Source organism: Pseudomonas syringae group sp. J254-4 (assembly GCF_032586855.1).
GTDB classification, from domain to species: Bacteria; Pseudomonadota; Gammaproteobacteria; order Pseudomonadales; family Pseudomonadaceae; genus Aquipseudomonas; species Aquipseudomonas amygdali.
Window position 1 is genome coordinate 113,381 of the sequence record NZ_JAWHOO010000012.1, and the last position, 7,069, is coordinate 120,449.

The following is a 7,069-nucleotide window of genomic DNA, read 5'->3' on the forward strand; positions in this document are numbered from 1 at the left end:
AGGAACGATAGGTGTCCGGGAGAACACCTATCGTGCCAATGCTCCGCGTTGGCATGCAGTTCGTGACGCTCTGCGTCACACCTACGCGTTTCAGCAGGCCGCTTTTTGCTGAGCGTCCAGGCGACGCAGGCTGCGTACCTTGTTCAAGGTGTCAGCGCAGGTCTTCGCCGCTTCTTCGCCTTTGTGCGAGAAGTGATCGAAGAAGAACTTCTGGTGTTCTTCGCCCGCATGGAAGTGGTGCGGTGTAAGGACCACGGAAAACACCGGTACTTCGGTTTCCAGCTGGACCTGCATCAGCGCACTGACCACTGACTGTGCAACGAATTCATGGCGATAGATGCCGCCGTCCACTACCAGTGCAGCGCCGACGATGCCAGCGTAGCGGCCGGTATTGGCCAGCAGTTTTGCATGCAGCGGAATTTCGAAGGCACCGCCCACTTCAAAGATGTCGATGTCACTTTCCGCATAGCCATGATTGGCCATCTCGGCGATAAAACCTTTACGGCTTTGATCGACAATATCCTTGTGCCAGCAGGCCTGGATAAAGGCGACGCGTTCGTTCGGGTGGCTTTTGCTTTTGCTGTCGATTGCAGTAGGTTGCACGTGTTCTGACTCCTGTTTATAGAAAAAACAGGGCGTTTGGATCGAAAGGGATTCAAGTCGCGTAGGAAAGCCTCCTGAACGATGTCGTTCATGATGAGGTTTTGCAGACGTTCTTGCAGACACCAATCCCGCTCTCTCTTCATCCGGACTATGACCGTCGGCCCCGGAATCACACCGGGTCTGCTGACCTTGCCGATCGCCAGCCAAAGCTGCGACCCCCAAGCGCTCGCGGGCTAGACGCATTGCGCGCCATTACCGCCGGTGGGGAATTGCACCCCGCCCTGAGAACGTTGCCGGCACTTTACGTGGCCGGCGCGGGATTTTTATCACAGTTCGCTGGATCATGCATGGACACTTTCGTACGGTGCACCTACCTTTTTCTTATAAGGGCACGGAGTATCGAGAGCGGCGGTGCTTGATTATCATGTACCGCGGCCTCAGTAATGCCTTGTTGCAAGCCAAAGGTTGCATGCATTATCGATCTTCAACTTCAGGGAGCTTTTTCGTGACTGTCATCGATCTGCGCAGCGACACAGTGACTCTGCCTACGGCCGGCATGCTCGATGCCATGGCAAGTGCGCCCGTTGGCGATGACGTCTACGGTGAGGACCCAACCGTCAACCTGCTCGAAGCGACGCTCGCCGAGCGCCTCGGGTTTGATGCCGCGCTGTTTGTCCCGTCAGGCACCATGAGTAATCTGCTGGCACTGATGGCGCACTGTGAGCGTGGCGATGAATACATCGTTGGCCAGCAGGCACACACGTATAAGTACGAAGGCGGCGGTGCAGCGGTGCTGGGTTCCATCCAGCCGCAGCCACTGGACGTGCAGGCCGATGGCTCGCTGGACCTGAAGCAGGTGCTCGACGCCATCAAGCCCGATGACTTTCACTTTGCCCGCACACGCCTGCTGGCCCTGGAAAACACCATGCAGGGCAAGGTGCTACCGTTGGAATACCTGGCTGCCGCACGCACACTGACGCTGGAAAAAGGCCTCGCCCTTCATCTGGACGGCGCACGGCTGTACAACGCATCGGTCAGGCTGGGCGTCGATGTCCGCGAGATTACCCGGCACTTCGATTCTGTTTCGGTGTGCCTTTCCAAGGGCCTGGGCGCACCGATCGGCTCGGTAATGTGCGGATCGCAGCCATTGATCGCCAGAGCGCGTCGCCTGCGCAAGATGCTCGGTGGCGGCATGCGTCAGGCCGGAGGGCTGGCTGCCGCAGGGCTCTACGCGCTGGATCATCAGGTCGAGCGGCTGGCGGATGACCATGCCAATGCTGCGTTTCTGGCCGAAGGCCTGAGCGGGCTCGGCTACGCTGTCGAGCCGGTGCAGACCAACATGGTCTACGTGCAGATCGGTGAGCGCGCTGCATCACTCAAGGCGTTCTGCGCCGAGCGTGGCATCGTGCTCACAGCCGCGGCGCGGCTGCGCATGGTGACCCATCTGAATGTGTCGCGCGCACAGGTTGAACAGGTCATCGCTGCATTTGCAGCCTTTGAACACTCATGAGATGACGATAATCCAGTTACTTGTTTCTATCGCACAAACACACTGTACCGAGGGCGCAACGCCTATATAATGCGGCCCTTTGCCGTCGCTACGTCATTTGACGTTTTGCACTTGCCTCTGGCCGCAGTCTCCGTGGAAGAACCTATGAAAAGCGCAGAAATCCGTGAAGCCTTCCTTGGCTTCTTCGAAGAGCAAGGCCACACCCGTGTCGCTTCAAGCTCCTTGATTCCGGGCAATGACCCAACCCTGCTGTTCACCAACGCAGGCATGAACCAGTTCAAGGATTGCTTCCTGGGCCAGGAAAAACGCGCCTACACCCGCGCCGTTACCAGTCAGAAATGCGTGCGTGCCGGTGGCAAGCACAATGACCTGGAAAACGTCGGCTATACCGCTCGTCACCACACTTTTTTCGAAATGCTGGGCAACTTCAGCTTCGGTGACTATTTCAAGCGTGATGCCATCACCTACGCCTGGACCTTCCTGACCTCCGAGAAATGGCTGAACCTGCCCAAGGAAAAGCTTTGGGTCACGGTCTACGCGACCGACGACGAAGCCTACGACATCTGGACCAAAGAGATCGGCGTGCCTGCCGAGCGCATGGTTCGTATCGGCGACAACAAAGGCGCGCCTTACGCCTCCGATAACTTCTGGACCATGGGCGATACCGGACCATGCGGTCCTTGCAGCGAGATTTTCTTCGATCACGGCCCGGAAATCTGGGGTGGCCCGCCAGGCTCGCCGGAAGAAGACGGTGACCGTTACATCGAAATCTGGAACAACGTATTCATGCAGTTCAACCGGACTGCAGATGGCGTACTGCACCCGCTGCCAGCGCCGTCGGTCGATACCGGCATGGGCCTGGAGCGTGTCAGTGCGGTTCTGCAACACGTACATTCCAACTACGAAATCGACCTGTTCCAGAGCCTGCTGGCTGCGTCGGCCAAGGCCATCGGTTGCAGCAATGACAACCAGGCTTCGCTGAAAGTCGTGGCGGACCACATCCGCTCGTGCGGCTTCCTGATCGCAGACGGCGTGCTGCCTTCCAACGAAGGTCGTGGCTATGTGCTGCGCCGCATCATTCGGCGCGCCTGCCGTCACGGTAACAAGCTGGGCGCTAAAGGCAGTTTCTTCTACCAGATCGTTGCCGCGCTGGTGGCCGAAATGGGCTCTGCGTTCCCTGAGCTGGTGCAACAGCAGTCGCATATCGAGCGCGTGCTGAAAGGTGAAGAAGAACAATTCGCCAAGACCCTTGAACAGGGTCTGAAAATTCTTGAACAGGATCTGGCTGACCTCAAAGGCACCGTGGTGCCGGGTGAAGTCGTGTTCAAGCTGTACGACACCTACGGTTTCCCGATGGACCTGACAGGTGACATCGCCCGCGAGCGCAACCTGACTCTGGACGAAGCCGGCTTCGAGCGTGAAATGGACGCCCAGCGCGTGCGCGCCCGTTCGGCCAGCTCGTTTGGCATGGACTACAACAGCCTGGTCAAGGTCGACGTCGCTACGCAGTTCACCGGTTACTCTGCAACGACTGGCAGCGCCAGCGTTGTGGCGCTGTATAAAGAAGGTCAGTCGGTCACTCACCTGAATGAAGGCGAAGAGGGCGTGGTGATTCTCGACACCACCCCGTTCTATGCCGAATCGGGCGGTCAGATCGGCGACAGCGGTTTCCTGCATGCCGGTGATGTGCGTTTCGATGTCAGTGACACCACCAAGACTGGCGGTGCGTTCCTGCACCACGGTGTTGTGGCCTCCGGCAGCCTGAGCGTCGGCACCCAGGTTGAAACACAGGTGGCCGATGAAGTTCGCGATGCAACCAAATTGAACCATTCGGCCACTCACTTGCTGCACGCCGCATTGCGTCAGGTGCTGGGTGAGCATGTTCAACAGAAAGGCTCGCTGGTCGACAGTCAGCGCCTGCGCTTTGACTTCAGCCATTTCGAGGCGATCAAGCCCGAGCAACTGCGCGCGCTGGAAGATATAGTCAACGCAGAGATTCGCAAGAACACCGAGGTAATGACCGAAGAAACCGATATCGACACGGCGAAGAAGAAGGGTGCCATGGCGCTGTTCGGCGAAAAGTACGGCGACAGTGTTCGCGTACTGAGCATGGGCGGCGAGTTTTCCGTCGAGCTGTGTGGTGGCATTCACGCCAGCCGCACCGGTGACATCTCGCTGTTCAAGATCGTCAGTGAAGGCGGTGTGGCAGCAGGTGTACGGCGTATCGAGGCGGTTACCGGTGCTGCTGCGCTGGCCTGGCTGAATGCGGCCGAAGATCAACTCAAGGAAGTCGCGACGCTGGTCAAAGGCAATCGCGACAACCTGCTGGACAAGCTGACGGCTGTGCTTGAGCGCAACCGTCTGCTGGAAAAACAACTGGAACAACTACAAGCCAAGGCAGCCAGTGCCGCCGGCGACGACCTGTCGTCTGCCGCGCTGGATGTCAAAGGGGTCAAGGTCCTGGCTACGCGCCTGGATGGCCAGGACGGCAAGGCGCTGCTGGCGCTTGTCGACCAGTTGAAGAACAAGCTCGGCCGCGCAGTGATCCTGCTCGGCAGTGTTCATGAGGACAAGGTTGTCTTGGTCGCAGGCGTGACCAAGGACCTGACTGGCCAACTCAAAGCCGGTGATTTGATGAAGCAGGCGGCTGCCGCTGTCGGCGGTAAAGGCGGTGGGCGTCCTGATATGGCTCAAGGCGGTGGTGTCGATGCAGGTGCGCTGGATTCAGCGCTGGCACTGGCCGTTCCTTTTGTAGAGCAGGGTATCTGAGTCGAGTCTGCAGGCCTGTCGATTGCCGGCAGGCCTTGCAAGGATTTGAATGGGTTAATAGGTGCTCTTAACGGGTTCTGAGGCGGCTTTGAGATGGCTTTAATCGTACAGAAATTTGGCGGCACCTCGGTGGGCTCTGTAGAGCGCATCGAGCAGGTGGCCGACAAGGTCAAGAAATTCCGTGAGGCTGGAGACGACCTGGTGGTCGTGCTGTCAGCCATGAGCGGCGAAACCAACCGTTTGATCGAGCTGGCCAGGCAGATCAGTGATCAGCCGGTTCCCCGTGAACTGGACGTGATCGTCTCCACGGGCGAGCAGGTCACCATCGCGCTGCTGGCGATGGCGCTGATGAAGCGTGGTGTGCCTGCGGTGTCCTACACCGGCAATCAGGTCCGTATCCTCACCGACAGCGCGCACAACAAGGCGCGCATCCTGCAGATCGACGACCAGAAGATCCGCTCCGACCTGAAAGCCGGTCGTGTAGTGGTGGTCGCCGGTTTCCAGGGCGTCGATGAGCACGGCAACATCACCACCCTCGGCCGTGGTGGCTCGGACACGACCGGTGTTGCGCTTGCCGCAGCGCTGAAAGCTGACGAGTGCCAGATCTACACTGACGTCGATGGTGTGTACACCACCGACCCGCGTGTCGTATCGCAGGCTCAGCGCCTCGACAAGATCACCTTCGAAGAGATGCTGGAAATGGCCAGCCTCGGGTCCAAGGTGCTGCAGATCCGAGCGGTCGAGTTCGCCGGCAAATACAACGTCCCGCTGCGCGTTCTGCACAGCTTCAAAGAGGGGCCGGGCACCCTCATTACAATCGATGAAGAGGAATCCATGGAACAGCCGATCATTTCCGGCATCGCCTTCAACCGCGATGAAGCCAAGCTGACCATCCGTGGTGTGCCAGACACCCCCGGCGTAGCGTTCAAGATTCTCGGCCCGATCAGCGCGGCCAATATCGAAGTCGACATGATCGTGCAGAATGTTTCGCACGATAACACCACCGATTTCACCTTCACGATCCATCGCAACGACTATCAGGCGGCCTTGCAGGTGCTTGAGGCTACCGCGCGTGAAATCAGCGCGCGTGAGGTTTCCGGCGATACCAAGATCGCCAAGGTGTCCATTGTCGGCGTCGGCATGCGCTCGCACGCAGGCGTTGCCAGCCGTATGTTTGAAGCATTGGCCAAGGAGAGTATCAATATACAGATGATCTCCACGTCGGAAATCAAGGTTTCCGTGGTCATCGAAGAGAAGTATCTGGAGTTGGCTGTGCGCGCGTTGCACACGGCTTTTGAGCTGGATGCTCCGCGGCAGGGTGAGTGATCCTGTCGTCGAAGGGCGCGGTCTTACCGCGTCTTTCGGGTGCTGCGCAGAAAGGCTGTGGTTTTCTTTGCGTTAGTCGATACACAGGTAAGGGTTGTGGCCTTGTGCTACAGGTCGATGCCTACTGGTTTGCAGACTGTTGTCCCTGAATAAAGGCGTAAGGAGAAAAGTATGCTGATTCTGACTCGTCGGTGCGCGGAAAGCCTGATCATTGGTGACGGTGAGATTACCGTGACCGTGCTCGGAGTGAAGGGTAATCAGGTGCGTATTGGTGTCAATGCGCCCAAGGAAGTCGCTGTCCACCGTGAAGAGATTTACCTTCGCATCAAGAAAGAGAAGGACGAAGAACCAAGCCATTAATTTTTATTGAATTTTTGGTTTGCAAACGGGGAAAAGGGTGGTTATTATACGCCCCGTGTTGCGGAGAGCTGGCCGAGTGGCCGAAGGCGCTCCCCTGCTAAGGGAGTACACCTCAAAAGGGTGTCGGGGGTTCGAATCCCCCGTTCTCCGCCATTATTTATGTAGTGCGTAAGATTGGGCTTGATCGGTAAGTTGTTGAATTTACTAGAAAAAGTGCTTGACTAAACAATTTTACGACCTATAATGCGCGGCACCAACACATGCACTCGTAGCTCAGCTGGATAGAGTACTCGGCTACGAACCGAGCGGTCACAGGTTCGAATCCTGTCGAGTGCACCATTTAAAGTTGTTTGAAGTGTTGTAAGTAATTACAAGGTTTCCGATAACTGGCTCCAACCAGAGGTGATCTGGTCTAAAAACACCAATGCACTCGTAGCTCAGCTGGATAGAGTACTCGGCTACGAACCGAGCGGTCACAGGTTCGAATCCTGTCGAGTGCAC

General features: G+C 57.5%; 5 protein-coding genes, 3 tRNA genes and 1 riboswitch. Of the genes, 7 read left to right on the top strand and 1 reads right to left on the bottom strand.

The features are described 5' to 3' along the window. Positions 1-90: 90 nt before the first annotated feature. Positions 91-603, bottom strand: coding sequence for a 6,7-dimethyl-8-ribityllumazine synthase (locus tag RYB09_RS15920; RefSeq protein ID WP_005746300.1), 513 nt, complete (start codon positions 601-603; stop codon positions 91-93). A gap of 126 nt (positions 604-729) precedes the next feature. Next, positions 730-896, bottom strand: a riboswitch (FMN riboswitch). A 212-nt stretch (positions 897-1,108) separates the two neighbouring features. On the opposite strand from RYB09_RS15920, the gene ltaE reads away from it, so the two are divergent. The 7 genes from ltaE (at position 1,109) to RYB09_RS15955 (ending at position 7,068) form a co-directional block, all read left to right on the top strand. Continuing rightward, positions 1,109-2,113: a low-specificity L-threonine aldolase gene (ltaE, locus tag RYB09_RS15925; RefSeq protein ID WP_122258037.1), complete on the top strand. Its 1,005-nt coding sequence runs from the start codon at positions 1,109-1,111 to the stop codon at positions 2,111-2,113. Positions 2,114-2,257: 144 nt separating this feature from the next. Further along, on the top strand, positions 2,258-4,882 hold the full coding sequence (gene alaS / locus RYB09_RS15930) for an alanine--tRNA ligase (RefSeq protein WP_122258007.1): 2,625 nt from the start codon (positions 2,258-2,260) through the stop codon (positions 4,880-4,882). A gap of 93 nt (positions 4,883-4,975) precedes the next feature. Beyond that, a complete protein-coding gene (locus RYB09_RS15935; protein WP_003369901.1) occupies positions 4,976-6,208 on the top strand; it encodes an aspartate kinase in 1,233 nt (410 codons plus the stop codon). 171 nt (positions 6,209-6,379) lie between these two features. After that, positions 6,380-6,568 carry a carbon storage regulator CsrA gene (gene csrA / locus RYB09_RS15940; RefSeq protein ID WP_002554426.1) on the top strand — a complete coding sequence of 63 codons (189 nt, stop codon included), beginning with the start codon at positions 6,380-6,382 and terminating at the stop codon, positions 6,566-6,568. Positions 6,569-6,630: 62 nt separating this feature from the next. After that, a tRNA-Ser gene (locus tag RYB09_RS15945) sits at positions 6,631-6,721 on the top strand. Positions 6,722-6,830: 109 nt separating this feature from the next. Further along, a tRNA-Arg gene (locus RYB09_RS15950) sits at positions 6,831-6,907 on the top strand. An 87-nt stretch (positions 6,908-6,994) separates the two neighbouring features. After that, positions 6,995-7,068 (top strand) — tRNA-Arg (locus RYB09_RS15955). Position 7,069 lies beyond the last annotated feature (1 nt).